Here is a 25,212-nt window from a genome sequence, read left to right on the forward strand (position 1 = left end):
GGCGGAGGGATGGCGGCGTCTCAGCCCCCCTCCTTCCCCCCCCCCCCCCCCGCCCGTACCGCCTCCGACGACGGCCCGGGCGCGGACCCGGGCCCGGGTCAGGCGCGCCCCGGCTCCCCGGCGGCCCGCGCGCTCGCCTCCGGCAAGCCGTCCCTGCACAGCGGCGACGACCCGGGGATCCAGGCGTGGCTGTCGGACACCTCCGCCGTGCCCGCCACCGTCCGCGAGCGGGGCGTCGGCTGCGTCCTCGCCGTCCCCCTGAGCGCGCGCGGCACCACGCTGGGCGTGGCCGTCTTCGTGCGCGGCGACGGCACCTATGACGCCGACGACCTGCTGCTCGCCGCGGAGATCGCGGCGCGGGCGGGCGCGTGTGTCGACAACGCCCGGCGGTACGCCCAGGAGCGCAACGCCGCGCTCACCCTCCAGCGCAGCCTGCTGCCGAGCCGGCTGCCGGACCAGGGGGCGGTGGAGGTCACCTCGCGGTATCTGCCGGCCGACGCCCAGGCGGGCATCGGGGGCGACTGGTTCGACGTCATCCCGCTGTCCGGTGCCCGGGTGGCGCTGGTGGTGGGGGACGTCATCGGCCGTGGCCTCCAGGCGTCCGCCGTGATGGGCCGGCTGCGCGCGGCGGTCCGTACGCTCGCCGACCTCGATCTGCCGCCGGACGAGCTCCTCACCCACCTCGACGACCTCGTCATCCAACTGGCGCAGGGCCAGGGGCCGAAGCCGGCGACCGCCGTGCGGGAGACGGGCGCCACGTGTCTGTATGTGGTCTACGACCCGGTGTCGCGGCGCTGTGCCATGGCGCGGGCGGGGCATCAGGCGCCCGTGATCGTGCTGCCCGACGGCACGGCGCGCTCCGCGCACGTCCCCAGCGGTCCGCCGCTCGGGCTGGGCGGGCTGCCCTTCGAGGCGTTCGAGACGGAGCTGCCGGAGGGCAGCCTCCTCGCGCTCTACACCGACGGTCTCGTCGAGGGGCGCGACCCCGGGACCGGTCCCGGGACCGTCAGGCTCCGCGAGGTCCTGACGGATCCGCCCGCGTCCCTGGAGCGGATCTGTGACGACGTGCTGGCGGCGCTGCTGCCGGACCGGACGGCGCGGCCCGCCGATGATGTCGCGCTGCTGCTGGCCCGTACGCGGGCACTGGACGCCGACCACGTGCGCGCCTGGAGCCTGCCCGCGGACCGGGCCACCGTCGCCGATGCCCGCAAGCACGCGTCCGAGCAATTGACGGCGTGGGGGCTGGAGGAGCTGGGCTTCACGACCGAACTGGTCGTCAGCGAGCTGGTGACGAATGCCATCCGGCACGCGCACGCGCCGATCCGGCTGCGGCTCATCCGTGACGTGTCGTCGCTGATCTGCGAGGTCTCCGACGCCAGCAGCACCTCGCCGCGCATGCGCCGGGCCCGGGTCTTCGACGAGGGCGGCCGGGGCCTGCTGCTGGTCGCGCAGCTCACGGAGCGCTGGGGCACGCGGTTCACCGCGGACGGCAAGACGATCTGGGCCGAGCAGCCGCTGGCCGCCGCCTGAACCGGCGTCCCGGGTACGGGCGAGGACAGGGCCCGTACCCGGGACGGCGCGCGGCGGGTCAGCGCACGCGCATGCAGTCGCGCACCAGGTCGAGGTGGTGGGCGACGAACGGCCGGGCCGCGCGGGCGGCTCCCCGCACCTCGTCGTCCTTACCCGACTTGACCTCGTCGTCGATGAGCTTGAGCACCATGACGTGGCCGGTCTCCTGGGCCTTCAGCCACATCTTGTCGTAGTCGCGGGTGCCCGCCCGTTTCCTGAGGTCCGTCATCTGCTGTTCCTGTGCGGCCGTGACGGCCTTCGGCAGGGTGACCTTCAGCCGTTTCGCGAGCGCCCGGAGCGACTCGTCCATGCGGGTGTGGTCGCTGACGAGCACCTCCCCGGTCTCCTTGGTACACCGCATGACGGCGTGCCGTGCGGCGTCCTTGCCGGCGGCGATCTCGGCCATGTTGCCCTGGTGAGCCGCCGTCAGGAAGGCGTCGTCGTGCTCGCACTCCGTGGCGAGGGCCGTCCCCGCCGATGCCGCCGCCAGGGCGAGGGCCACTACCGCGGTTCCGGCCCGGTGTCGCATACGCATCGTTAGCTGCTCCGTTCCTCATGTGCCCACGGCGCCCCTCGGCACCGCGGGCCGGGTTCTGGCCGGGGCGTACGGACCGACGCCCCTTCGGAGTTGATGACTGCCCCGGGCCGCGGCCACGCCACCCGCGGGGCGTTCGCAGTCCGTCCCAATGGAGCAGCGCCGCGTCAGGAGCAGGCGGAGCGGTCCGGCGGCAGGGTGCCGTCGAGCAGGAAGGCGTCGATGCGCTCGTTGACGCACGTGGCGTCCTGGGTGCCGTAGACGCTGTGGCCGCCGCCGGGGTCGGTCATGGTCACGGCGGAGCCGACCGCGGCCGCCATCCTGGGCAGCCACTGGACGGGGGTGGCGGGGTCGTATTCGGTGGTGTGCATGAGGATCTTGGGGGCGCCGACGGCGCGTACGTCGTGCGAGGCGTCGTCCCCGGCCTGCGGCCAGCCGGTGCAGGTGGCCATGCCCGCGGCCATGAAGGGGCCGAAGACGGGCGAGGCCCGGACGAACTCGTCGTAGGCGGCGACGACCTGCCGGGCGCTGTAACGGCCCGAGGTGTCGGCGCAGTTGATCGCGGTCATGGCCTCCTCCACCTTGTCGTGGACGCCGTTCTCCCGCTTGCCGCCCGCACCGTCGGCCGCCGCCCGGCCCAGTGCCGCGGCCTCGCCCGGGTGGACGTGGTAGATGATGGCGGCCAGCAGGTTGGGGGTCTCGGGCAGGCTCTCCCGGGAGCGCAGCAGGCCCATGGTCTCCTCGATGGCGCCTTCCCGGTCGAGCTTCCGGCCGCCCGGCCAGTCGATCGGCTGGTCGTCGAGGTCGTCGAAGGCCCTGGCGACGTTGGCCATGGCCTTGTCGGTGTCGGAGCCGAGCGCGCAGTCCTCCTCGCCCCGGCTGGTGCACATCTCCACGGCGTGGCGCAGCGCCCGCTGGTAGGCGGCCGTCTGGGCGAGGGTGGAGTCCTTGAGGTCGGCGGCGGGCTCGTCGACGCCGTCCATGACCATGCGCCCGACCTTCGAGGGGAAGTGGTGGGCGTAGACGGCTCCCAGCTTGGTGCCGTAGGAGAAGCCGAGGTAGTTGAGCTTCTCCTCGCCGAGCGAGGCGCGGAGCACGTCCACGTCCCGGGCCGTGTTGACGGTGCCGACGTACGGGATGATGTCGCCCGCCGTCCGTTTGCAGCGCTGAAGCGCCTTCTCCTGCGCGGCGATGAAGTCGGCCATCCCGCCGGGGCCCGAGAGGTCCGGGCCGGGCGGGGGGCCGGCCTCGGCCGTGCCGCTCCCGCCGCCGCACAGCACGGGGGAGCTGGCGCCGACGCCGCGGGGGTCGAAGGTGACGAGGTCGTAGCGGGTGCCGGCCTTGCTGAAGCCGTCGGGGCCGTACTCCTTGAGCTGTCTGAGCCCCGATTCGCCGGGGCCGCCGAAGTTCAGGACGAGCGAGCCGGCGCGCTCGTCCTGGTTCTTGGTGCGGTAGCGCATCAGCGCGAGACTCAGCTCCCCCTTGCCGGGGTCGGCGTAGGTGTACGGGACCTTGAGCCGGCCGCACTCGGCCGAGGCGTCCGCCTTCGCGGTCTCCTCCTTGACCGCCTTGTCCGTCTCCCGCGAGCACGCCTGCCAGGTGATCTTCTGCTCGTAGTAGGCCGAGAGGTCCGGCTCCCCCGCCGCGTGGCCGGAGGTGGTGGTGCAGCCCGCGAGTCCGGGGGCGAGCAGGACGGCGGCCGCGAGGGGTGCGGCCGCCCTGGCGGCGCGCGCCAGGCGGGTCGAGCGCGGGGGACGGCGTACGGACGTCATGTCAGGGACGCTATTTCGCGGGCTGACGACCGGCTTTCCGGAAGGGGCGTCCGGGTGACATCGTCGGCGTGCCGCCGTACGGGTCAGCCGTCGAGCGCCCGCTCCAGGGCCGCGAACGCGCCGTTCAGGTAATCCCGCTGACTGTCGATGATGTCGTCCGCGCGCTCGCCCGCGAGCAGGCGCGCGGCGGCGGTGACGTACCCCGTGCGGTAGGCGGCGACGATGAGGGTGGCGACGAGGCGTGGGCGGGGGTCGCCGGGCGCGGCGCCGGTCGTCGTGGCGACGGCCTCGGTGAGCGCGTTCTCCAGTTCCTCGACGCCTTCGCGGGCGCGGGCGCGCAGGGCGGGCGAGTCCAGCACGATCCGCCAGAACGCCGGGTAACGGTCACCGATGCTCGCCAGCGGGTGGCGCCGGTCGAGGAGTTCGCACAGCAGCCGGTGCACGGCGCCGACCGGCGTCTCGTCCGCGCGCCGGTCACGGACGGCGCGGGTGAAGAGCTCGACGGCTTCCGGGATGCGGTCCAGGAAGAGGTCTTCCTTGCGCGGGAAGTAGTTGAAGACCGTCATCGTGGAGACCTCGGCCGCCTTGGCGACCTCGGCGACGGTCACGTTGTCGAAGCCGCGCTCGGTGATCAGCGCGGTGGCGACGTCGGAGATCCGCTGCCGGGTCCGGAGCTTCTTGCGTTCGCGCAGGCCGGGTTCCCGGCGCCGCCCGTCCTCGGCCGTGAAGTCCTCGCTCATGGAAAAAATAGTACCCACCAAAAATTTTTAGCGACTACAGTTTTCGTTCATGGACTACGACGTGGTGGTGGCAGGAGCCGGCCCCGTGGGGCTGATGCTGGCGTGCGAGCTGCGGCTCGCGGGGGTGGACGTGCTCGTCGTCGAGCGGCTCACCGAAGTGGACACGACGATCAAGGCGGGAGCGATCAACTCGCCGACCGCCGAAGCCTTCTACCGGCGCGGGCTGCTGCCCGCGCTGAGGGAGATCCAGGAGAGGAGCATGGCCGGCATCACCTCCTTCGCCCGGCAGCGGGTGACCGCCGGGGACGGGCCGCCCGCGCGGGCGCCGAGGTTCGCCGGGCACTTCGCGGGCATCATGCTGAGCGCGGACCTCCTGGACGAGACCGACCCCGACCTCGCCGCGGCGGGACCGGCGGGCGAGGTCGGCCTCGTCCCTCAGGAAGCCCTGGAGCGGCTGCTCGACCGGCACGCGGCCGGACTCGGCGTCGAGGTGCGCCGCGGTGCGGAGCTCACCGGGCTCGACGCGGCCGGTGACCACGTGACGGTGCGCCTCGGCGCTGAAACGGTGCGCGCGGGCTGGCTCGTGGGCTGCGACGGCGGCCGCAGCACGGTCCGCAAGCTCGCCGGGTTCGACTTCCCCGGCACGGATCCCGGGATCACCGGCCATCAGGCGATCGTCGAGATGGAGGGCGCCGAGCGGCTGGGGACCGGCTGGAACTGGACACCCGGCGGGACGTACGCGCACGGCCCGTTCCCCGGCCGCATCCTCACCGTCGAGTTCGACGGGCCCCCGGCGGACCGCGACGCGCCCGTCACCGCCGAGGAACTGCAGAGGAGCCTGCGGGCCGTGTCCGGGGTGGACGACGTCACCGTCACCCGCGTGCACTCCGCCACCCGCTTCACCGACAACGCCCGCCAGGTGAGCGACTACCGCAAGGGCCGCGTCCTGCTCGCGGGCGACGCCGCGCACGTCCACTCCCCCTTCGGCGGCCAGGGGCTCAACCTCGGCATCGGCGACGCGGTGAACCTCGGCTGGAAGCTGGCCGCCACCGTCCAGGGGCGGGCGCCCGAGGGGCTGCTCGACACCTACACCACGGAGCGGCACCCCATCGGGGCCTGGGTGCTCCAGTGGACGCGGGCCCAGGTCGCGCTGATGCGGCCGGAGTCGCACGCGAGCGCCCTGCGCGACGTCGTCACCGAGCTGACCGGCACCGCCGACGCCACCACGTACTTCGTCAAGAAGATCTCCGGGGTGTGGCAGCGCTACGCCGTCCCCGGCGACCACCCGCTGGTCGGGCGCAGCGCGCCGGACCTCGAACTCGCCGACGGCACCCGGCTGGCGGACCATCTGCACGACGGGCGGGGCGTCCTGCTGGATCTCGCGGGGTCGAAGGCGGTACGCGCCAGGGCCACGGACCGCGTCCCCGTGGTCACGGCGCGTTCCTCGTCGGAGCTCGGCGGGCTGCTGGTGCGGCCGGACGGGATCGTCGCGTGGGCGGCGTCCGGCGCGGCGGGGGAACTCGACGCCCTCGACGCCGCCCTGGCGCGGTGGTTCCTCCCTCGGGCACACGCGGAGGAGACGCGCCTCGCGTCCGCCGCTTCAGGCCCGTCCGGCACCTGAGGCGAGGGGTGCCGGTCACGGTTCCGGCGCGGCCTCGTGGTCGTCGTCGCACTCGGGCAGGGTCAGGACCGTCACGGCGCCGCCGTCCGCCGCGTTCGCGAACGTCAGCCGCGCCTCGATGATCCTCGCCTGGCCGACCGCGATGGTCAGCCCCAGGCCGTGCCCCTTGCCGCCGGAGCCGGTCGGCTCCGTGCGGAACCGCTGCGGGCCGTGCTCCAGGAGATAGCCGGGGTAGCCCTCGCCGTGGTCGCGGACGGTGATCGCGGGGCCGTCGACGGTGAGGATGACGGGCGGGCGGCCGTGCCGGTGCGCGTTGGCGAGCAGATTGCTGAGGACGCGTTCGAGGCGGCGCCGGTCGGTCACCACGCAGGCGTCGCGCACCACGCGCACCTCGGCGTCGAGGCCGGAGGCCCGTACGGCCCGCGTGGCCAGCCGCCCCACGCGGTGCTCGCCGAAGTCGGCCTGTTCGGTGAGCGAGTCCAGCCGGGAGATCTCCAGCAGGTCCTCGGTGAGCCGGCGCAGCGCCTGCACGCGGTCGCGCACGAGCTCGGTGGGGCGCCCCGGCGGCAGCAGGTCGGCCGAGGCCTGGAGGCCGGCGAGCGGGGTCCGCAGCTCGTGGGCCACGTCGGCGGTGAACCGCTGTTCGCTCTGGAGCCGCCCCTGGAGGGTGCCCGCCATCGCGTCGAGCGCCGCGGAGACGGCGGCCACCTCGTCCTGCGGCTTGGAGGGGTCGGTGGTGCGCGGGTCGGCCACCCGGGCGTCGAGGTCGCCCGCGCTGATGCGGCGCGCCACATCGGCGGTGCGGTGCAGCCGGCGGGTGACCCGGGAGACGGCGAAGACGCCGACGAGCAGGGTCCCGCCGATCGCCAGCGTCGAGGAGCCGATGATGGCCCGGTCGAGGCCCTCGATGGTGGCGGCGCTGTGGCGGTAGTCGAGCCGGCTGGCGAGGACCCCGCCGGCCGCGGGGGTGGCGGCCCACATCGTGGCGACGCCGTGGTCGTCGCCGAGGGCGGTGCCGCGCCGGCCGTGCAGCGCCAGATCCCGCAGCCCGGGCGGAAGTTCGGGCGGGTTCAGGGATGCCTGGTGGTGCACGGGGTCGCCGACGGCATAGGCACGGGCGGCGGAGTCGAGCCGCTGGAGCGCCTCGACGCGGGCCTGGTGCACGGTCTGCCGGGTGACGATGACGTGCACCAGGGTGCCGAGGACCGCGGCGACGACACAGCACATGACGGCGAGGAAGAGCGTGAACTTCCCGTACAGCGAGCCGAAGCGGGCGATCCTGGGCAGCCGTGGCGCGCGGAGCCGGGTCGTCATCGCCGGGACTCCGTGGGGCGCGGCGCGGTGGTGGCCTCGACGCGGCGGATCTCGTCGCTCTTCAGCTCCATGTAATGCCGGTGCGAGTCCCAGGAGTAGACCGAGCGCACGGCGTAGTGCGGGGTGTCGGACGGCTCCCAGACGATCACGTCCCGGCCGGCCACCTCGATGGACGACGGCCGCACGACGGTGGACATCACGCGGGTGAGCCCGCCCTTGTCGAGGGTGTAGCAGCGCAGTCCCAGAAGGTGGTCGCTCATCTCGATGCCGACGATCAGGTCGTCGCGCCCGTCGCCCGTGAGGTCCCGGTGGACGGGGGTGCGGATGGGACAGTTCCGCGCCGCCTCGGAGCAGGACCCGATCCTGGCGGCGGTCTCCTCGTCCAGCCCGTCGGCGCCGGTGACGTCGTGCCGGTGGGCGGCGACCTCGGCCTTGACCACGGCGTAGGGGTCCACCTCGCGGATGTCGCCGGAGGGTACGGCAGGGATGCCCGGGACGCGCGTGGCGGTGACATCCTCGTGCTGCTCACCCGTCGGGGTGGGGGCCGGGGTGCGGTCGGGCCAGAGCTGGGCGGGGGCCGCGACGGGCGCCGTCGTACCGGCGGCGAGCGGCTCCCCCGCGACCTGGCACCCCGTCGCCACGGCCGCCAGTGCCATGAGCGCGAGCGCCCGCAGGGATCGCCTGAGGCGCGTGCGTCGGGGGCGGGCGGCTCCGGTCACTGCTGGGTCCATGGTCGTGGGGCGTGCGGCTGCGGACACCACGATGTTATGCGAGTGCCGCGCGAGGCGGCCCGGGGGCGGACGGACCCGGTCCGCCCCCGCTGCTCCGGTCAGCGGTTGCGGCGCTTGGCGATCGTCGTCAGCACCACGGGAAGCAGCAGTTCCAGCGCGCGGGCGACCGTCGCGGGCGGCAGCCCCGTCTTCTTGGCCACGGCGTTCGCCACCGGCCCGCTGAGCTTGGCGAGGACACCGGACATCAGGCCCCCGCCGCCGAGCCCGGCCAGGCCCTGCACCCCGGCGGGCGCCGCGGTCAGCTCGTCGGGCAGCTCGGCGACCGTGGCCTCCACGACCCGCCTGGCCGCTTCGGTGTCCGTGCCGAGCTCGCCCGCGAGCTCCTCGATCCGGTCGTCGCCGAGCTCCTGGAGTACGTCCTTCTGCAACGAGTCATCGCCCATGCTCACGACCTTACGTGCGGGCGCCCGGTCCCGTACGCAAGATCGCGGAACGGTCACCCCGGGAGACCAGACCGCGGGGGCTCACCAGACACAAGATCCTTAAGCGGACCACCGGCGGCATTCACCGGATCGGGCGGAAATATGACTTCCCGAACTATCCGGCACGTACCCGCGAACTAGCGTGGTCGACCATGTCACAGCCCTTCGAACTCCCGTCCTTCTACATGCCGTATCCGGCGCGCCTCAACCCTCGTCTGGAGGGGGCCCGCGTCCATTCCAAGGCGTGGGCCCGCGAGATGCGGATGATCGAGGGCTCCGGAATCTGGGACGAGTCGGACTTCGACTCCCATGACTACGCGCTGCTGTGCGCGTACACCCACCCCGACGCCTCGGGTCCGGAGCTCGACCTGATCACCGACTGGTACGTCTGGGTGTTCTTCTTCGACGACCACTTCCTCGACATCTTCAAGCGCACCCGCGATCTGACCGGCGCGAAGGCGTATCTCGACCGCCTGCCGGCCTTCATGCCCCTGCGCCCTCAGGACGCCACCGAGGCGCCCGCCAACCAGGTCGAGGCGGGGCTCGCCGACCTCTGGGCGCGCACGGTCCCGACGATGTCGGAAGACTGGCGGCGGCGCTTCAGGGAGAGCACCCGGCACCTCCTGGAGGAGTCGCTGTGGGAGCTCGCCAACATCGACGAGGGCCGGGTGGCCAACCCCGTCGAATACATCGAGATGCGCCGCAAGGTGGGGGGCGCCCCCTGGTCGGCGAACCTCGTGGAGCACGCGGCGGGCGCCGAGGTCCCTGCCGCCATCGCGGCGTCCCGGCCGATGCGCGTCCTCAAGGACACGTTCTCCGACGGCGTGCACCTGCGCAACGACATCTTCTCGTACCAGCGCGAGACCCAGGACGAGGGCGAGCTGGCCAACGCGATCCTGGTCCTGGAGAAGTTCCTGGGCTGCGGTACCCAGGAGGCCGCCGACGCCGTCAACGACCTGCTCACCTCCCGGCTCCAGCAGTTCGAGCACACCGCGCTCACCGAGGTCGGGCCCCTGCTCCTGGAGCACGGCCTCGGGCCCAAGGCATGGGCCGACGTCTTCGCGTACGTGAAGGGGCTCCAGGACTGGCAGTCCGGCGGGCACGAGTGGCACATGCGCTCCAGCCGCTATATGAACGCCGCGGCGGAGACCGGCGCTTCGGAGCGCTCGGCCCTCGCGGCCGCGGCCGGGCTGCCGGCCGGGCCCTCGGGACTGGGCACCTCGGCGGCCCGGCTGGTGTCGTCCCTCGTCGCGTCGGCACCGGCGCGGATCAGGAGCTTCACGCACACCCCCTTCCAGAAAGTCGGCCCGCTGCCGCACCCCGACTTCGCCATGCCGTACGCGCTCCGGCTGAGCCCCCACCTGGAGGGCGCCCGGCGGCACAACGTCGAGTGGAGCCACCGCATGGGGATCCTGGAGCCCGTGCCCGGACTGCCCGGGTCCGAGGTCTGGGACGAGGCCCGGCTCAAGGACATCGACCTGCCCCTGTGCGCGGCGGGCATCCACCCCGACGCGACGCCCGACGAGCTGGACCTGGCCTCGGACTGGCTCACCTGGGGCACATACGCGGACGACTACTACCCGGTGGCGTTCGGGCGCACCCCGGACATGACGGCGGCGAAGGCGTGTCACGAACGGCTCCTTGCGCTCATGCCGTCGGACCTCGCCGCGATGCCCGCGCCGCTGACCCCGCTGGAGCGGGGCCTGGCCGACCTGTGGCGGCGCACGGCGGGCCCGATGGGGCCCGAGGACCGCCGGACGTTCCGGGCGGGCGTCACGGGCATGCTGGAGAGCTGGCTGTGGGAGCTCGCCAACCACAAGCAGAACCGCGTCCCCGAGCCCGTCGACTACATCGAGATGCGGCGCAAGACCTTCGGCTCGGACCTCACGATGAGCCTCTGCCGGATCGGCCACGGCGACTCCGTACCACCGGAGATCTACGACACCCGGCCCGTCAGGGCCCTGGAGTCCGCGGCCGCCGACTACGCCTGTCTGATGAACGACATCTTCTCCTACCAGAAGGAGATCGAGTTCGAGGGCGAGGTGCACAACGCCGTCCTCGTGGTGCAGAACTTCTTCGACTGCGGGATCACCGAGGCACTCGGCATCGTCGCCGACCTGCTGGTGTCCCGGATGCGCGAGTTCCAGCACATCGTCGCCGTCCAACTGCCCGCGCTCTTCGATGACTTCGGCCTGGATCAGGAAGCCCGCGCGGCACTGAACGGATACGTGGACGAGCTCAAGAACTGGATGTCGGGGATCCTGAACTGGCACCAGGGGTGCTCCCGCTACGCGGAGGAGGACCTGCTGCGCCACCGCGCGAGGCCGGCGGCGCCCGCGCCGCGGTTCGCGCCGAGCGGGCTGGGCACCTCCGCGGCGCGGCTGGCCCCGCCGGTGGGGGTCGGCTGAACCCTCAGCCGCCGGACGGGCCGCCCGGGCCCGTCCGGCGGCGTTCGCGGTGCGCCCGGACCCTGCCGCGGCTGGCGCACGCGGGCGAAGGGCACCAGCGGCGACGGCCGGTGAGGTTCGCGAAGACACCGCGGCAGTCCGACTCGGGGCAGACCGCAAGCACCTCCCGGCCCGGCCCCGTCAACTGGTCCACCGCCTGGCGCGCCACCCGCCCCAGCGCCGCCACCACCGTCGGCGGCGGCTCCCTCGTCAGCCGCTCCCCCGTCACCAGACGCACGGGATCGGGCGTGGCGTCGAGGAAGCGGGTCAGCCCGCCGACCGCTCCGGCCGGCGGTGGCTCGTCGGCGACCACCGCGAGGGCGAGCGCCCGCAGCGTCTCCCGCAGCGCCTGCGCCTCCCGCACATCGGCCATGGAAGGCCGCCGCGCCGGTGCCAGTTCGCTGCGGTCGAGCCACTCCCCCAGCCGCTCGGGCGTGGCGATGCGCTCGACGGGGTCCGCGCCGAAGCAGCGGCCGCGGGTCGCGAGCAGATTGAGCCAGGTGGCACCGCAGTCGAAGCGGAGGGCCTGCCGTTCGTCATCGTTCACCCGTGCATCGTAACGCTTCACCCGTTACAGTGATCTTGTAACGGGTGAAGCGTTACGCACCGGGAACGGCGAGCGGGAGGAAACGACATGGAGCTGCACGCGTCACGATCCGGCCGGGTGAGCGCCGCATGACCGCCGCCGTCCGCACCGTGCTGGGCGACCTCCCCGCCGGGGAGCTCGGGGTGTGCGACGCCCATGACCACCTCTTCCTGCGCAGCCCGCGGTTGCCCGGCCAGGAGCTGGACGACCGGGACGCGGCGGCCGCCGAGCTGCGGGCGTTCCGCGAGCTGGGCGGCGGCACGGTCGTGCAGTGGACGCCTCGCGGGATGGGGCGGCGGCGCGCCGAACTCCCCGGCCTGGCCCGGGAGACGGGGGTGCGCATCGTCGCCGCGACGGGGCTGCACCAGGCCGCGCACTACGAGCCGGGCGTGCTGGAGCGGCTCGGCGACCGGCTCGCGGAGACGTTCGTCGCCGATCTGACGACCGGGCCGGTGCGCGCGGGGCTGATCAAGGTGGCCGGCGGCTTCCACGGGCTCGACACCCACGCCCGGCTGACCATGGCCGCCGCGGCACAGGCCCACCACGCCACCGGCGCCCCGATCGCGGTGCATCTGGAACTCGGCACCGGCGCCATGGACGTACTGGACCTGCTCTGCGGCGAGTTCGAGGTGCCGCCCGGCAGCGTCGTGCTCGGCCACCTGGGGCGCTGCCCCGACACGCGCACGCACCTCCGGGCGGCGCGGGCCGGTGCGTTCCTGGCGTTCGACGGGCCGTCGCGCGCCCATCACGCCACGGACTGGCGGCTCTTCGACGCGCTCACCGCCCTCGCGGAGGCTGGGCACGCCGACCGGGTCCTGCTCGGCGGGGACACCACGACCGCGGCCGCCCGCGGCGGTCCGGGCATGCCGTATCTCCTGCGCACGCTGCGGCCCGCGCTGGCGGAGGAGCTGGGCGAGGACTTCGTCACCCGCGTCTTCGTCGGCAATCCGGCGCGCGCCTTCGCGGCCGACTGGCTCGGCTGAGCCCGCACGGGAAAGGGGGGCGGCGCAGGCGCGCCGCCCCCCTTTCCCGCGCACCGCTTACTGCCGGGTGTCCACGACCGCCCGCAGCTTGCCGCTCATCGGGGTGCGGTCGAGGTCGGCGCCGTCGACCGTCTCCACCGTGAGCTCGAGCAGCCGCTCGTCCACGGCCGAGCGGAGCTCGGGGTAGTCGGCGAGGAAGGCGTCGCGTGCCGCCTGCGCGGGTACGTCGCCCGCGCGCTCCATGCGGACGGTGAGCGCTTCCCGGGGGCCGCCGTTGGCCAGCACGATCTGGAGCTCGCCGCTGTAGCGCAGGCGCTGCTCCGCGATGGCCACGAACCGGCGGTAGTTGAGGAAGTACGTCGCCACGCGCATCACGTCGCCGAGCCGCCCGAGCAGCTCGAATCTCGGGGCGTGGCTGCCGCAGGGGCAGCGGCCCGGGAGGGTGCGGCCGAGGTCGCCGATGACGTAGCGGCCGAGGTTCTGGCCGCGCCGGGCGTGGGTGGTGAAGACCAGCCGGCCGGTCTCCCCCGGCTCCACCGGGCGGTCGTCGTCGACGTCGAGGACCTCCAGGGTGTGCAGGTCGGCGTGCAGGTGGTGGACGCTGCCGCCGCTCTCGGTGCACTGATAGCCGAGCGGGCCCAGGTCGGTGCTGCCGTAGGTGATGGAGTGGATGACCTCGATGCCGAAGGTCTCGGTGAGGGTGCGGCGCTGTTCCGCGGTGAAGTGCTCACCGCCGTAGAAGATCTTGCGGATGCCGCCGTACGAGCGCAGCAGGTCCGCCTCTTCGTGGAGCAGCTGCCACAGGTAGGAGGGCATGCCGAAGAGGGTGTCCGCCCGGTGGGCGATGAGCGTCTCGGCGGTCGCCCGGTGGTCGGTGCCCGCGGCCATGGGCAGCTGGACGCCGCCCAGCCGCTCCAGGATGGAGAAGAAGCTGATGAAGCTGCCGTACATCCCGCCGCAGTAGAAGAGGTTGGCGGTGCGGTCGCGGGCCGGGTCGTAGCCCGCGGCGAGCAGGCCGCGGGCGGCGGCGTGCATCTGGGTGTCGTAGTCGTCGTAGCTGAAGAGGGACAGCGCGGGGGTGCCGGTGCTGCCGCCGCTGCGGAAGTACAGCTCGGCGTCGCGCGGGTCGACGTGCTGGTTGAGCTCCTGGACGTCGGCCTTGTCCCGCAGGGGCCCGGTGGGCGGCGGGAGGACGACGGGCCGGGCGAGGTCGTCGAGGCAGGCGGTGGTGGCGAAGCGCTCGTCGGCCTGGACGGCGACGCGGCGGCTGTAGCGCTGGAGGGCGTAGACGCCGTCGTGGGGTTCGCCGGAGTAGCCGGCCGTCATGGCGCCGACGGGCGTGACGCGGGTGGCGCCCGCGGCCAGGACCGTGCCGGACAGTTCCGCGATGTCCGTACGGCTGCCCGCGATGCCGGCGGTCTGGAGGTAGCGGCGCATGGGGCGCAGCGTGGGGATGATCTGCTTGCGGGGCAGCGGCTTGATCCACACGCTGCGGTGCAGCGGGGAAGCGGTGAGGACGGGGCGGGTGTCGGCCAGGACGCGCCAGGTGCCGTCGGGGGCGGTCAGCACGCGGGTGAGACCGAGGTGTTCCTCCAGGCGGGCGATCAGCTCCGTGGTGGTGAGCTCGGCCTCCTCGGCCGCGTCGAGCGCCTCGCCGGCGGGGGCGGGCACGGCGGCCAGGGCCTCGGCGAAGCGGTCGGCGAAGGCGAAGACCTCGTCGGCGTCCTCGGTGTCGAGGTAGACGACCTGGGGGCTGGAGCACGCCTGCTGCTCGAAGACGCAGACGTCGGCGGCCACCGCGGCGAGGGTGGCCGGGTCCTGCCACGCGTCGCGGGTGAGGTAGGCGAAGGAGATCTTGTGGCCCCACTCCACCAGGCGGCAGCCGGGCGGCACATGGGCGGCCACGCCCTCGACCGCGGCCTCGCCGCCCCAGACGGCGACGGCGTCGGCGGGCGCGCACATCAGGCGCAGCCAGTCCTGCCGGGAGGAGGAGAAGCGCAGCACGATGACGCGGTCGGCGAGGGCGCCGGTCGGGTCGAGCGCGGCGAGCTCGGCGAGCAGGTGCTGGGCGAGGAGGGTGTCGCCGCCGCTGGTCTTGAGGATGTTGACGTTGCCGGCGAGGAGGCCCTCGACGAGGCTGAGCGGGGCGACGCTCGCGGCGTTGCCGGGGGCGATGTGGGCGACGAGGCCGACGGGCGCCCAGGCTTCGTAGACGGTCTCCTTCGCGTCGGGGCGGCCCAGCCGCTGGGGTGCGGTGGAGCCGAGTTCGCGGCGGAGCTTGCGGGTGAGGGCGTCGCGGCCGAGGAAGGCGGCGAGTTCGGCGAGGAGGTCGCCGTCCTCGTCCGCGGGGAGGTGCTCGGCGAGGCGTACGGAGACGGGGTGGGCCGGGTCGGCCAGGGCCGTGGCCAGCCGGTCGCAGGCCGCGAGGACCGTCTCGGTGTCGAGCGGCGCGGCGAGCGCGGCCTCGACGGCGGCGGGCAGCGTGGCCAGCCGGCGCTCGGCCTCGTCGTCACCGATGAAGGCGCCCTGCCAGTAGTGGTGGTTCATGGTGTCGGTCATGACATTCCCTTCATCAGTTCGGCGGCGGCGACGGCACAGCTGCGGTTGCGGCTCACCCCGGCCCGGCCGTGGACGGTGAACCAGTCGGTGGCGAGCTCGCAGCCGCACTCGCTGCCGGGCCGGACGGAGGCGAGGTCGCCCATGAGGACGCTCTGGGCCGGCACGGAGGTGATGTACGGCGAGACGAGGTGCAGATAGCCGGGCTCGCCGTAGGGCAGCGCGTCGAGGGTGCGGGTGGAGCGCGCGGCGATCCGGGACCAGACAGGTGCGTGCAGGTTGTGGTGGTCGCACTCGATGTAGGGGATGCAGTGCTCGACGGAGCCGAAGGTGTCGCGGATCCGCTCGGAGGGGATGCCCAGTTGCCCGGTGACGCGGCTGTAGAGCTCGTCCTTGCCGATCCGCTGGTCCGCGTGGCCCTTCCAGCCGCCGCCGAGGATCACCAGGGAGCCCTCGGGGAGCGTCAGGGGCGGCAGGCCCATGGCACGCATCCGCTCCAGGGTGAACCAGAGGAAGGCAGGGAAGCCGAGGATGCGTACGGGCGCGTCCTCCTCCGCGAAGCGGCGCAGGGCGGCGACGCAGCCGAAGGGGTCGAACTCGTGGCCGTTGCCGGTGTTGCGCAGGGCGTACTCGACCTGGCGGGCGGGCGCGAAGTCGCAGAGGTAGTTGTCGGTGAAGGAGGTGCCCAGCTTCAGGTCGCGGGCGGGTTCGTAGCTGTAGAGGAGGTAGTTGACGTCCTGCTCGGGGGTGATCCAGCCGTTGCGGTCGAAGATGCGGGCGACCATGCGCTGGGCGGAGCGGATCGTCCACCGGTCGAAGAACATCTGGGACTTCTGGCCGGTGGTGCCGGAGGAGGTCAGGTGCAGGTCCACGTCGCCTCGGGGGATGGACAGGACCTCGTGGCGCTTGAAGAAGTTGGCGTGCACCAGCGGCGCGCGGTACGGCCCGGTGTCCGCCGTGGCCTCGTACAGCTTCCGGAAGAACGGGGACCGGTCGGTGTGCCAGGCGTTGATCTCGGCCATGGCGGCCGTGAAGAGCGCGTCCTCGGCGGGGCCGGTCGCGTAGGGGTCGGCCAGGTCGCACAGTTCCTGGACCCGGGGCAGAGACCGCGGGTCGGGGACGTCGATCGGGGCGAGATGGGGGTTCACGGGGCTCATGAGACAACCTCGGGTGCGGTCACGGCGGGCAGATAGGTCGACGCCCAGGCCGAGACGTAGAAGTCCAGGTAGGGCTGGAGGGGTTCGTCGACGACGACGCCGCGGAAGTCGATGTGTTCGGTGGTCCGGGTCAGCACGACGTAGTCGTGGAAGCCGTCGCCCTCGGGGCGCATCGCGGGGTAGAGGGCGCTCGGGAGGAAGCCCTGGGCCAGGAACGCCGACAGCGCGCCGTGGTGGGCGAGCGGCACCAGGGCCTCGACATAGCCCGCGCCGGCGCGGGTGAGCGCCCGGGTGATCGGCTCGAGGTGACCTGCGGCGGCCGCCGGGTCGGGGTGGCCCGCGACCAGGGCGCAGTATTTGCCGGTGCGGTTCAGATAGGCGTAGACCTCGAAGTCGCCGTCGTCGGGCACCAGCAGCACATTCGGGGTGTGCAGGGGGTAGAACCACTGGGCGGCGTCGGGGAACCGGTCGTGGAAGCGGCGGCGGACGAAGCCCGGTGCCTCGATCATCTCCAGCCGTACGTCCGACGTCCTGGCCGGGGCGGGCAGCGGCGCGGTGGCCCGGGTGCCCGCGTAGCTGATGCCGAGGCTGCGCTCGACGTTGCGCAGGAGCGGCAGCAGGGGCGCGGGCACCTCGTCGACGGGGATCCGCCGGTCCAGCACACCGGGAGAGTGACGCGCGTAGAGCGCGAGGCTCTCCCGGCAGTCGAGGTCGACCGCGTTGGGCAGGATACCCATCGGCCGGAAGCCGTTGCGCGAGACGACGCGCTGGGGTCCGGCGCTGACGGTGCGGACCGTGGCGTAGACCGAGTCGAGGCGGCCGGTGCCGAGCATCCGGGAGCACAGCTCGTCGGTGAGCGCCCCGGCGAGGCCCGAGCCGCGCTGGTCGGGGTGGACGGCAAGCCCTTCGAGGCGGCCGAGGCGGCTGCCGGGTTCGCTGTGGATGGCCGCCGACCCCACGACGCCCCCGGTTCCGGCGCGGCGGGCCACGAGCCAGAGGGTGTACGGGTCCGCGATGAGCCGGGACATCACGGCGGGGTCGGTGCCCAGGGCGGTGGGGTAGTGCGGCCCGTAGACGGCGTAGTAGAGCTGGCGGAGCTCGGCTATGTCGGCGGGCGTGGCCTGCTCGATGGTGACGCTCACCGGGCCGCTCCCACGGCTTCCGGCTCGGCCGCCGCGGGCGCGGCCTCCGGGGCGGGGGCGCTCTCGCGCAGCAGGGCCAGCGCGCAGGCGGCGGGCACCAGTCCGGCCGCCTGGATCAGGCAGAGCGTCTGCGGGGACAGCTGGTCGCCGAGCGCGCCGAAGAGCAGGGAGGCCACGGGGAAGGTCGCGCCGAGCACGGCCTGCATCACGGCGAAGAAGGCGGGCTTGTCGGCCGCGGGGACGAGGCGCTGGAAGAGCGCCACGAAGCGGACGCCGATCACGCCGACGCACCAGCCGGCCACGGCCAGGCAGCCCGCGATGACGGGCCGTTCGCCGACGATGCCGGGCAGGCCGAGGGCCAGGGCCATCGCGGCCAGGCACAGCGAGCCGACGACGGTGGGACGGCCCGGCACCCGGGCACCGGTGAACGAGCCGATCAGCGTGCCCGCCCCGAGCGACGCCTCCAGCAGGGCGACGGTGCCGCCTCCGCCGTGGAGCACGCCCTTGGTGTAGAGCGGGATGACGACGAAGACGGCGGTGGTGAAGAGGTTGGCGGCGGTGAAGCTGATGAGGATCCTGCGGACGAAGGGCAGGCCGGACAGCACCTGGCGCAGCGTCCGGCGCTCCTCGCCGCCCGCGGCCTCCTCGGTGCCGGCGGCCGCGCCGCGGAAGCGCACGGTCGCGATGAGGACGGCGGCCGTCACATAGGCGGCCGCGCAGCCGACGGCGAGTCCGGCCACTCCGGCGCGGTCGACGATCAGGGCGCCGAGCAGCGCCCCGCCGAGGCTCGCCAGCGACTGGGTGGACAGCTCGAAGCCGGTGGCCGCCTCGATGTCCTCGTCGTCGACGAGTTCGGGCACGGAGGTGGTCAGGCAGGGGTCGAAGAACGCCTGGCAGGTGGCCAGGGCGAGGGTCGCGGCGTACGCGGCCGCGAGCGGCAGGTCGCTCGCGTAGGCCCAGGCGGCCAGCGCCGTCGCGACAACACCCGCGGTGGCCGCGGCGGTTCGCAGCAGCGTGCGGTGGGCGACGCGCGCGATGGCGCGGGCGACGACCGGGGCAAGGGCCACGGCGGGCAGGGTGCTGACGGCCATGAACAGCCCGGACGCGAGTCCGTTGCCGCCGCTGACGGCGTAGGCGACGAGCCACCAGGAGACGCCGACCTGGAACATCCGGACGGCGGCCTGGGTCAGCACCTGGCCGAGCCAGACGGCGCCGAAGGCGCGGTTGCGCAGGACGAGCGGGAGTCTGCCGGTCCGCTCCACTGTCGGGGCGGTCATGCGGTCGGCCTCTCGTCGATGACGCGGATGAGCTTGCCGGAGCGGGAGTTGACCACGAGGTCGCGGTTGCGGACCCACTCCACCTCCATCGGGTGGACGAATCCGGCGCGCAGGCTGTCGGGGTAGAGCGGGCGTGCCGTGCACAGCCCCTCGACGACCTCCTTGGCGAGGACGTCCAGACCGGCCGGGTCCTCGTCACCGGGGGCCGTGGCCAGGCGCAGGACGAGGCCGTCGCGGCCGTCCCAGCGGCGCACCACGAGCTGCATGCCGACGATGCGGCCCTCGGTGTCGGCCTCGGTGACGGCGTCCTGCGCGTCCTGCGAGTACAGCGACACCGGTCCGACGCGCACGCCTTCCTCGGCGCGGCCGAGGATACGGAAGTGCCCCTCGGTCTCCGTCCACTCCGCGCGGTCACCGGCGGGGTAGCGGATGATCGGCATGAGGCCGCGGAAGAGGCTGGTCACGACGACGCGTCCGGGGCGGCCCGGCTCGGTGATCGGCTCCCCGGTCGTCTCGTCGAGGATCTCGACGACGGAGTGCGGGGTGAAGGCGCGGTGGACGCGCGCGTCGGGGCCGGGTACGGGGCAGCCGAGCAGCCCGGCGTCGACGCTGGCGTAACCGAGGGAGCGCGCTTCGGCATTGGGGAAGGCGGCGGCCAGCAGGCGGCGCTGGTCGTCGAAGAGCGCCTCGCCGCCGAAGAACAGCAGCTCCACGGCGGGCAGCTGCTCGCCCTGGGCGACCAGGTGCTCGGCCAGGCGGCAGAGCGTGGTCGGGGTGCCCGCGACGACCTGCGCGGCGAAGTCGCGGAGGGTGGGGACCGTCGACTCCAGCGGTGCGGCGCCGCCGATGGGCAGGCGCACGTTCTCCACGGGCGCGTGGGCGAGGGAGTCGAGGATGAAGAGGAAGCTGGCGTACAGCTCACCGGCGTAGAAGAGATCCGCCACGCGGTGACCGGGCTTCAGCCCCGCGTCGACGAGCCCCGCGCCGAACGCGGTGACGAACTCCCGCCATTCCTCCCGGGTGTAGCAGGAGAACTTGGGTGCGCCGGTGGTGCCGCCCGTCTTGTAGACGGCCGCCTCGGTGAGCGGCGCGGTGAGCACGCGATTGTCGTGGAGTGTGTTGGCTGCCCAGAATTCTCCCTGGTCCACGACGGGAAGAGCCGTGAGGCAATCCACGTCCGGCGCCAGGGAAGCGTAGAGATTCGCATAGAACGGGGAGTTTTCACGGGCGTGACGTATGAGGTCCGGAAGCTGATGGACGGGCATGCGGCCTTTGCCTAGTGACGAGAAAGAAAGAGGAGTGTTCCCCGGCGGGGCGGGAAGCAGTGCACCGCCGCCACCTATTGAAAGCTGAACGAGATATGTCCCCCACATACTCGCGTCGCTTGCGCATCACAACTGACGCACGCTCACAATAATGGAACACGGCAGAACGTACCGCAAAATCGGCGACGCCCCGGACGTCGGGATTGGCCGGAAACGGTGGTGTCCGTGATGGCCACACATACGGCTGGATGGCATGATTCGCCCGCGCGCGGCAAACGACCGATATGGTGAGCCATATCCCGGTCCGTCCCCCGCTCCGGCGCCGGCCCGCGAGTTGACGTATCCCATACGGCACTGTGTGAACCGTCACTGGCAGGACGCCCGGTCTTTGCATAGCGTTGCGTCGGCCCGCATCGAATATCAACGAACAATTCACCGGGCGGCGTTGCCCGCCCGCCGGCGAATCCTCGCCGGGGCCCACGGAATTGCCTCTGAGGCAGAACGGCGATTCAGCCCCGCCCTGACGGATCCCTTACGGAAATCCGCACCCGCCGGCATCCGGGCCCGTCCGGCGGCTACGGCACGGGAGTAAGGAACCGTTCCGGCAGGCAGGCGTCGCACGGGCGGGCCTTGCTCGCGAGGAGCTCGTCACGCGCCTCGGCCGTCGTGAGGGTCTCCTCACCGCCCTTGGGCACCCAGCAGCCGGCGTGATGGACTTCGTGCATGGTCCTGCCGGACCGGGTGTGGGAGGTGACCGGCCAGAGGGCGTGCTCCAGGTCCGGCCGGTAGGGCGTGCGGGAGGCGGCGTGCACCTCCTCGTACGGATCCTCCGTGAGGTGCTGGAGGACCGCGCAGCGGACCCACTCCCGCGGGGGCATTCCCGCTTCGTCTGCGGCCGCCGTGATAAGGGCGAGTTCGTCGTGGCTGAAGAGCTGCTCCATGCCGCGCGACGCTAGCAGTGGCGGAGTACGGGGCGGGTGGGTTGCCGGAAGGCGGCATATGCGAGTGGTCTGCGGCGCGGAGCCGTTCCCCGGGGGCGGCGGTCGCCGTAAGGCCACGTGAGCGACTTCCGGACCGTGGCCGAAACGTGTCACCGCCCCGTGGACGCCCGGGAGTTCACGCCCGAAGGGGGCACATACCCGGTTCCCGTAAGCACGGCGGTTCCCCCGAACGGGGCCATGTGCCGGTCGCCGGTTCACCCTTCCGGTCCGCCGGGCGCCGCCCGGCCGCCGGCGGCGGGCGCGGGCGGCGGGCGCCGACGCGTGTCAGTCCCGTTCGTCCGACGGCGGCAGGACGTCGTCCAGGAGTACGGGGAGGTCGCGCACCCGTACTCCCGTCGCGTGCCGTACCGCGTTGGCCACCGCCGCCGCCGTGCCGACGATGCCGAGCTCGCCCAGGCCCTTCGCGCCCAGGGGGTTGACCACGTCGTCCGTCTCGTCGACGGTCTCCACGGTCACCTCACCGATGTCGGCGTTGCAGGCGATGTGGTAGCCGCCGAGGTCGGTGTTGGTGAAGCGGGCGAGGTTCCGGTCCACCTGGGTCTCCTCCAGCAGGGCGTGGCCCGCTCCCCAGATCATGCCGCCCGCCAACTGGTTCCCGGCCGTACGGGGGTTGATGACCCGCCCGCAGGCGAAGACGCCCACCATCCGCCCGAGCCGTACGCGCCGCGTCGCCGGGTCGACGAGGACCTCCACGAACTGGGCGCCGTGGCTGAACATCACATGCGTGGCGCCGACCGCGGGGGCCTGCACCAAGCCACCGGCCAGGCCCCGGCGCACCGCTTCGGCGCCGAGCTCCGGCGGCACCCACGAGGCGTCGGCCTCCAGGACCCCGCCGGGGAGGTCCGCGAGCGCGCCCGCCGCCGGCAGCCGCTCACGGGCGGCCCGCGCCGCCGCCCGCACGGCGGAGCCCGCCGACGCGGTGGTCATCGAACCGCCGGACAGGGGCGCGGCGGGCAGGTCGCTGTCGCCCAGCCGGACGGTCACCGCGTCGACGGGCAGGCCCAGTTCCTGTGCGGCGATCTGGGCGAGCACGGTGGCGGCGCCGGTGCCGATGTCGTGGGTGGCGGCCTGGACCTCGGCGCGGCCGTCGGCGGTGAGCCGCACGCGGGCGCGGGAAGGGGCGCGCAGGACGGGGTAGAGGGAGGACGCGCACCCCCAGCCGATCAGCTGCCCGTCGCGGTCGCGCATCGCGCCGGGCCTGGGGTCCCGCCGGGACCAGCCGAACAGCTCGGCGCCGCGCCGCCGGCACGCCGTCATGGAGCGGCTGCTGAAGGGCAGTCCGGTGACGGGGTCCCGCCCGGGTTCGTTGCGCGTCCGCAGTTCGAGGGGGTCCATACCGAGCGCTTCGGCGAGTTCGTCCATCGCGCTCTCCAGCGCGAAGGCGGCGGGGTATTCCGCGGGCGCCCGCATGAAACCCGGGGTGTTGACGTCCGTGGGCACGACGTACTCGCGGGTGCTGATGTTCGGGGAGGCGTAGAGCCGGACGGTGGCCTCCGCGCCGGGCAGGGGCAGGACGTCGGACCGGGAGTTCTGCCCCCAGGTGTGGTGTTCGTAGCCGAGCAGCCGCCCGTCGGGCCCGGCGCCGAGCCGCACCCGGTGGCGGGTCTGCGGGCGGAAGGAACCGACCGTGGACATCCGCTCCCGCGGCACCACGAGCTTCACCGGCCGGCCCAGGGCGCGGGCCGCGGCCGCGACGAGGACCGTGTGCCAGAGCACCGTCGCCTTGCCGCCGAAGCCCCCGCCGACGTACGCGCTGAGCACCCGCACGCTCCCCGTCGGCAGCCCGAACATCTCGGCCAGGACCGACCGGGTGCCCTGGACCGCCTGGGTGGGCACGTGCGCCGTCAGCACGCCGCTTCGCCAGGCGGCGGTGGTGGCGTACAGCTCGATGGGGTGGTGGTGCATCGCGGGCGTGGTGTATTCCGCCTCCACGACGACCGGCGCCGCGGCCAGGGCCCGCCCGGTGTCCCCGACCTCGATCGACGCGCCCTCGAAGAGCAGGGCGCCGTCCGCCTCCTCCGCCAGCGTGGCGTGGGCGGGCCAGGGCTCGTACTCCGCCGTGACGAGGTGCGCGGCCTCCTCCGCCGTCCGGGCCGAGTCGGCGACCACGAGGGCGACGATCTGGCCCATGTGGTGGATCTCGTCGGAGGCCAGCGGATTGACGCTCGACTGGAGCAGCCCGCCGGTGCCGACGAACCGGCCGGGCGGCAGCTCGGCCTCGGGGCTGCGGTGGGTGAGCACCAGCCATACGCCGGGGACCGCCTCGGCGGCGGCCGTGTCGAGGGCGGTGATCCGGCCGCGCGCGACGGTGCTGGTGACCAGCGCCGCGTGGGCCGTGCCCGGCACGGGGACGTCGGCCGCGTAGCGCGCGGTGCCGGTGACCTTGGCGAGCGCGTCCGCGCGCGCCACGGGGGCGCCCACGATGTCCGTCACCGGTGCTGCTCCTTCCGGCTCGCGATCATGAGGGCTTCGGCCACGACGCGCGGGCCGAGGCGCAGTTTGACGGTGTTGCCGCCGAGGCCGCGCGCACCGGCGAAGGCGGCCCGTCCGGCGCGGCGGGCGGCCTCCCCGGTCAGCGGGCGGCCGGTCAGCTCGGCCTCCGCCTCCCGGCTGCGCCAGGGGCGGGTGGCGACGCCGCCGACCGCGATCCGCGCGTCCGTCACGGTGCCGCCGGTCAGCTCCAGGGCGACGGCGGCCGAGGCGACGGCGAAGGCGTAGCTCGCCCGGTCCCGCACCTTGAGGAAGGCGGAGCGGCGGCCCGCCGGGGTGGCGCGCACGGTGATCGCGGTGACGATCTCGCCGGGGCGCAGCACGGTCTCCCGGTCCGGGCGGTCGTCGTAGGGCCGGTGGAGGTGCGCGAAGGGCAGGGTCCGGGGGCCTTCGGAGGAGATCAGCTCGATCTCGGTGTCGAGGGCGGCGAGTGCGGTGCCCCAGTCGCCGGGGTAGACGGCGACGCAGGTGTCCGAGCCGCCCAGGACGGCGTGTTCGCGGTTCACTCCGGTGAGAGCGGAGCAACCGGAGCCCGGCGCGCGCTTGTTGCAGGGTGAGACGCCGTCGCGGAAATAGGCGCACCGGGTGCGCTGGAGGATGTTCCCGCCGACGGTCGCCACATTGCGCAGCTGCTGCGAGGCGGCCTGGCGCAGGCTCTCCGTGAGCAGGGGGTGGTGCCGGGCCAGGTCCGGGTCCTCGGCGACGTCCGCCATCCTGGCGAGCGCGCCGAAGCGGAGTACGGGGCCGCGGGTGTCGATGGCGCGGAGCTCGGTGAGGCCGCCGATGTCGACGAGGTGGCGGGGCCGCATGACGTCGAGGCGCATCAGGTCGACGAGGGTGGTGCCACCGGCGAGGACGGCGGTGGCGGGTTCACGGGCGGCCCGCACCGCCTCGTCGAGGGATCCGGCGCGGCGGTAGGCGAAGGGACGCACGGTCACCTCTCCTCGGCGACCGCGGCGACCGCGGCGACGATGTTGGGGTAGGCGGCGCAGCGGCAGAGGTTGCCGCTCATGAACTCGCGTATCCCGGCGGCGGAGCGCGCGTGGCCTTCGCGCACGCAGGCGTCGGCCGACATGATCTGGCCGGGGGTGCAGTAGCCGCACTGGAGGGCGTCGTGGTCGATGAAGGCGCGCTGCACAGGGTGCAGGCCGTCGGCGTCGTCGGCCGCGCCGGCGAGCCCTTCGATGGTGACGACGTCGTGGCCAGCCGCGGTGACGGCCAGGATCAGGCAGGACAGCACGGGCCGTCCGTCGAGGTGCACGGTGCAGGCACCGCATGTGCCGTGGTCGCAGCCGGGTTTGGCGCCGGTCAGATCCAGGTGGTCGCGCAGGAGGTCGAGGAGTGTCGTGCGGGGGTCGGCGGGCAGGTCGTGCCGCGCTCCGTTGACGCTTAATCGGAGTGGAGGGGTGGCGGGACGTCCGTCCTCCGTGGAGGCCATGTCATCTCCCGGTCGGGTGAGGCGAGTTGGGTCGTCTCGGGCGCATCAGGCTTTCACGGACGGCGGGTCGCGGCTAGGGACGTGCGGGGAGGATCCGGGTCAGGGC

General features: G+C 73.5%; 20 protein-coding genes. 4 read left to right on the forward strand and 16 right to left on the reverse strand.

Annotated elements, in window-relative coordinates:
* A partial coding sequence (locus tag ACZ4A5_RS27195) for an ATP-binding SpoIIE family protein phosphatase (protein ID WP_467589646.1) occupies window positions 1–1,530 on the forward strand: 1,530 nt, incomplete at its 5' end.
* A 58-nt stretch (window positions 1,531–1,588) separates the two neighbouring features.
* Here the strand turns inward: ACZ4A5_RS27195 and ACZ4A5_RS27200 are convergent.
* The 3 genes from ACZ4A5_RS27200 to ACZ4A5_RS27210 form a co-directional block, all read right to left on the reverse strand.
* Window positions 1,589–2,104, reverse strand: coding sequence for a DUF4142 domain-containing protein (locus ACZ4A5_RS27200; protein ID WP_467589651.1), 516 nt, complete (start codon window positions 2,102–2,104; stop codon window positions 1,589–1,591).
* 167 nt (window positions 2,105–2,271) lie between these two features.
* Entirely contained in the window at window positions 2,272–3,876 is a 1,605-nt protein-coding gene (locus ACZ4A5_RS27205; protein ID WP_467589655.1) for an alpha/beta hydrolase, read from the reverse strand.
* An 83-nt stretch (window positions 3,877–3,959) separates the two neighbouring features.
* Window positions 3,960–4,616: a TetR/AcrR family transcriptional regulator gene (locus ACZ4A5_RS27210; protein ID WP_467589657.1), complete on the reverse strand. Its 657-nt coding sequence runs from the start codon at window positions 4,614–4,616 to the stop codon at window positions 3,960–3,962.
* Window positions 4,617–4,665: 49 nt separating this feature from the next.
* On the opposite strand from ACZ4A5_RS27210, the gene ACZ4A5_RS27215 reads away from it, so the two are divergent.
* Complete coding sequence (locus ACZ4A5_RS27215; protein ID WP_467589660.1) at window positions 4,666–6,237, forward strand: FAD-dependent oxidoreductase; 1,572 nt, start codon at window positions 4,666–4,668, stop codon at window positions 6,235–6,237.
* A gap of 15 nt (window positions 6,238–6,252) precedes the next feature.
* Here ACZ4A5_RS27215 and ACZ4A5_RS27220 read toward each other — a convergent pair whose 3' ends face one another.
* The 3 genes from ACZ4A5_RS27220 to ACZ4A5_RS27230 form a co-directional block, all read right to left on the reverse strand.
* Window positions 6,253–7,551, reverse strand: a complete 1,299-nt coding sequence (locus ACZ4A5_RS27220; protein ID WP_467589663.1) for an ATP-binding protein — start codon at window positions 7,549–7,551, stop codon at window positions 6,253–6,255.
* Window positions 7,548–8,207 carry a hypothetical protein gene (locus tag ACZ4A5_RS27225; protein WP_467589666.1) on the reverse strand — a complete coding sequence of 220 codons (660 nt, stop codon included), beginning with the start codon at window positions 8,205–8,207 and terminating at the stop codon, window positions 7,548–7,550. The genes ACZ4A5_RS27220 and ACZ4A5_RS27225 overlap by 4 nt, the downstream gene beginning before the upstream one ends.
* A 173-nt stretch (window positions 8,208–8,380) precedes the next feature.
* A complete protein-coding gene (locus ACZ4A5_RS27230; RefSeq protein WP_467589669.1) occupies window positions 8,381–8,725 on the reverse strand; it encodes a DUF937 domain-containing protein in 345 nt (114 codons plus the stop codon).
* Window positions 8,726–8,916: 191 nt separating this feature from the next.
* Here ACZ4A5_RS27230 and ACZ4A5_RS27235 point away from each other — a divergent pair, with 191 nt between their 5' ends.
* Window positions 8,917–11,172: a family 2 encapsulin nanocompartment cargo protein terpene cyclase gene (locus tag ACZ4A5_RS27235; protein WP_467589672.1), complete on the forward strand. Its 2,256-nt coding sequence runs from the start codon at window positions 8,917–8,919 to the stop codon at window positions 11,170–11,172.
* Between the two features lie 4 nt (window positions 11,173–11,176).
* Here the strand turns inward: ACZ4A5_RS27235 and ACZ4A5_RS27240 are convergent, their stop codons facing one another.
* A complete protein-coding gene (locus ACZ4A5_RS27240) occupies window positions 11,177–11,758 on the reverse strand; it encodes a CGNR zinc finger domain-containing protein (protein WP_467589675.1) in 582 nt (193 codons plus the stop codon).
* A 128-nt stretch (window positions 11,759–11,886) separates the two neighbouring features.
* On the opposite strand from ACZ4A5_RS27240, the gene ACZ4A5_RS27245 reads away from it, so the two are divergent.
* On the forward strand, window positions 11,887–12,780 hold the full coding sequence (locus ACZ4A5_RS27245) for a phosphotriesterase family protein (RefSeq protein ID WP_467589680.1): 894 nt from the start codon (window positions 11,887–11,889) through the stop codon (window positions 12,778–12,780).
* Window positions 12,781–12,837: 57 nt separating this feature from the next.
* Here the strand turns inward: ACZ4A5_RS27245 and ACZ4A5_RS27250 are convergent, their stop codons facing one another.
* The 9 genes from ACZ4A5_RS27250 to ACZ4A5_RS27290 all read right to left on the reverse strand — a co-directional run bounded on the left by ACZ4A5_RS27250 (window position 12,838) and on the right by ACZ4A5_RS27290 (window position 25,106).
* A complete protein-coding gene (locus tag ACZ4A5_RS27250) occupies window positions 12,838–15,339 on the reverse strand; it encodes an acyl-CoA reductase (protein WP_467589683.1) in 2,502 nt (833 codons plus the stop codon).
* On the reverse strand, window positions 15,336–16,493 hold the full coding sequence (locus ACZ4A5_RS27255; protein WP_467589686.1) for a LuxE/PaaK family acyltransferase: 1,158 nt from the start codon (window positions 16,491–16,493) through the stop codon (window positions 15,336–15,338). The genes ACZ4A5_RS27250 and ACZ4A5_RS27255 overlap by 4 nt, the downstream gene beginning before the upstream one ends.
* Window positions 16,490–17,635, reverse strand: a complete 1,146-nt coding sequence (locus ACZ4A5_RS27260; protein WP_467589688.1) for a GNAT family N-acetyltransferase — start codon at window positions 17,633–17,635, stop codon at window positions 16,490–16,492. Before ACZ4A5_RS27260 ends, ACZ4A5_RS27255 begins: the two co-directional genes overlap by 4 nt.
* The gene (locus ACZ4A5_RS27265; RefSeq protein WP_467589691.1) at window positions 17,632–18,912 is read right to left on the reverse strand and encodes an MFS transporter; all 1,281 of its coding nucleotides are present in this window, start codon (window positions 18,910–18,912) and stop codon (window positions 17,632–17,634) included. Before ACZ4A5_RS27265 ends, ACZ4A5_RS27260 begins: the two co-directional genes overlap by 4 nt.
* Window positions 18,909–20,177, reverse strand: a complete 1,269-nt coding sequence (locus tag ACZ4A5_RS27270; protein ID WP_467589694.1) for a phenylacetate--CoA ligase family protein — start codon at window positions 20,175–20,177, stop codon at window positions 18,909–18,911. Before ACZ4A5_RS27270 ends, ACZ4A5_RS27265 begins: the two co-directional genes overlap by 4 nt.
* A 575-nt stretch (window positions 20,178–20,752) precedes the next feature.
* The gene (locus ACZ4A5_RS27275; RefSeq protein WP_467589696.1) at window positions 20,753–21,118 is read right to left on the reverse strand and encodes a DUF6233 domain-containing protein; all 366 of its coding nucleotides are present in this window, start codon (window positions 21,116–21,118) and stop codon (window positions 20,753–20,755) included.
* Window positions 21,119–21,442: 324 nt separating this feature from the next.
* Window positions 21,443–23,611 carry a xanthine dehydrogenase family protein molybdopterin-binding subunit gene (locus tag ACZ4A5_RS27280; RefSeq protein WP_467589699.1) on the reverse strand — a complete coding sequence of 723 codons (2,169 nt, stop codon included), beginning with the start codon at window positions 23,609–23,611 and terminating at the stop codon, window positions 21,443–21,445.
* Window positions 23,608–24,606: an FAD binding domain-containing protein gene (locus tag ACZ4A5_RS27285; RefSeq protein WP_467589702.1), complete on the reverse strand. Its 999-nt coding sequence runs from the start codon at window positions 24,604–24,606 to the stop codon at window positions 23,608–23,610. Before ACZ4A5_RS27285 ends, ACZ4A5_RS27280 begins: the two co-directional genes overlap by 4 nt.
* Window positions 24,603–25,106, reverse strand: a complete 504-nt coding sequence (locus tag ACZ4A5_RS27290) for a (2Fe-2S)-binding protein (protein ID WP_467589705.1) — start codon at window positions 25,104–25,106, stop codon at window positions 24,603–24,605. The genes ACZ4A5_RS27285 and ACZ4A5_RS27290 overlap by 4 nt, the downstream gene beginning before the upstream one ends.
* Window positions 25,107–25,212 lie beyond the last annotated feature (106 nt).

The organism is Streptomyces sp. NPDC025618, from assembly GCF_055558795.1.

Excerpts from the sequence above, each read along its gene's own strand:
- ACZ4A5_RS27230 (WP_467589669.1), bottom strand. The coding sequence starts at position 8,725 with ATGGGCGATGACTCGTTGCAGAAGGACGTACTCCAGGAGCTCGGCGAC.
- ACZ4A5_RS27255 (WP_467589686.1), bottom strand. The coding sequence starts at position 16,493 with ATGAGCCCCGTGAACCCCCATCTCGCCCCGATCGACGTCCCCGACCCG.
- ACZ4A5_RS27250 (WP_467589683.1), bottom strand. The coding sequence starts at position 15,339 with ATGACCGACACCATGAACCACCACTACTGGCAGGGCGCCTTCATCGGT.
- ACZ4A5_RS27215 (WP_467589660.1), top strand. The coding sequence starts at position 4,666 with ATGGACTACGACGTGGTGGTGGCAGGAGCCGGCCCCGTGGGGCTGATG.
- ACZ4A5_RS27290 (WP_467589705.1), bottom strand. The coding sequence starts at position 25,106 with ATGGCCTCCACGGAGGACGGACGTCCCGCCACCCCTCCACTCCGATTA.
- ACZ4A5_RS27265 (WP_467589691.1), bottom strand. The coding sequence starts at position 18,912 with ATGACCGCCCCGACAGTGGAGCGGACCGGCAGACTCCCGCTCGTCCTG.
- ACZ4A5_RS27200 (WP_467589651.1), bottom strand. The coding sequence starts at position 2,104 with ATGCGTATGCGACACCGGGCCGGAACCGCGGTAGTGGCCCTCGCCCTG.
- ACZ4A5_RS27220 (WP_467589663.1), bottom strand. The coding sequence starts at position 7,551 with ATGACGACCCGGCTCCGCGCGCCACGGCTGCCCAGGATCGCCCGCTTC.
- ACZ4A5_RS27225 (WP_467589666.1), bottom strand. The coding sequence starts at position 8,207 with ATGGCACTGGCGGCCGTGGCGACGGGGTGCCAGGTCGCGGGGGAGCCG.
- ACZ4A5_RS27205 (WP_467589655.1), bottom strand. The coding sequence starts at position 3,876 with ATGACGTCCGTACGCCGTCCCCCGCGCTCGACCCGCCTGGCGCGCGCC.
- ACZ4A5_RS27235 (WP_467589672.1), top strand. The coding sequence starts at position 8,917 with ATGTCACAGCCCTTCGAACTCCCGTCCTTCTACATGCCGTATCCGGCG.
- ACZ4A5_RS27275 (WP_467589696.1), bottom strand. The coding sequence starts at position 21,118 with ATGGAGCAGCTCTTCAGCCACGACGAACTCGCCCTTATCACGGCGGCC.
- ACZ4A5_RS27210 (WP_467589657.1), bottom strand. The coding sequence starts at position 4,616 with ATGAGCGAGGACTTCACGGCCGAGGACGGGCGGCGCCGGGAACCCGGC.
- ACZ4A5_RS27245 (WP_467589680.1), top strand. The coding sequence starts at position 11,887 with ATGACCGCCGCCGTCCGCACCGTGCTGGGCGACCTCCCCGCCGGGGAG.
- ACZ4A5_RS27270 (WP_467589694.1), bottom strand. The coding sequence starts at position 20,177 with ATGCCCGTCCATCAGCTTCCGGACCTCATACGTCACGCCCGTGAAAAC.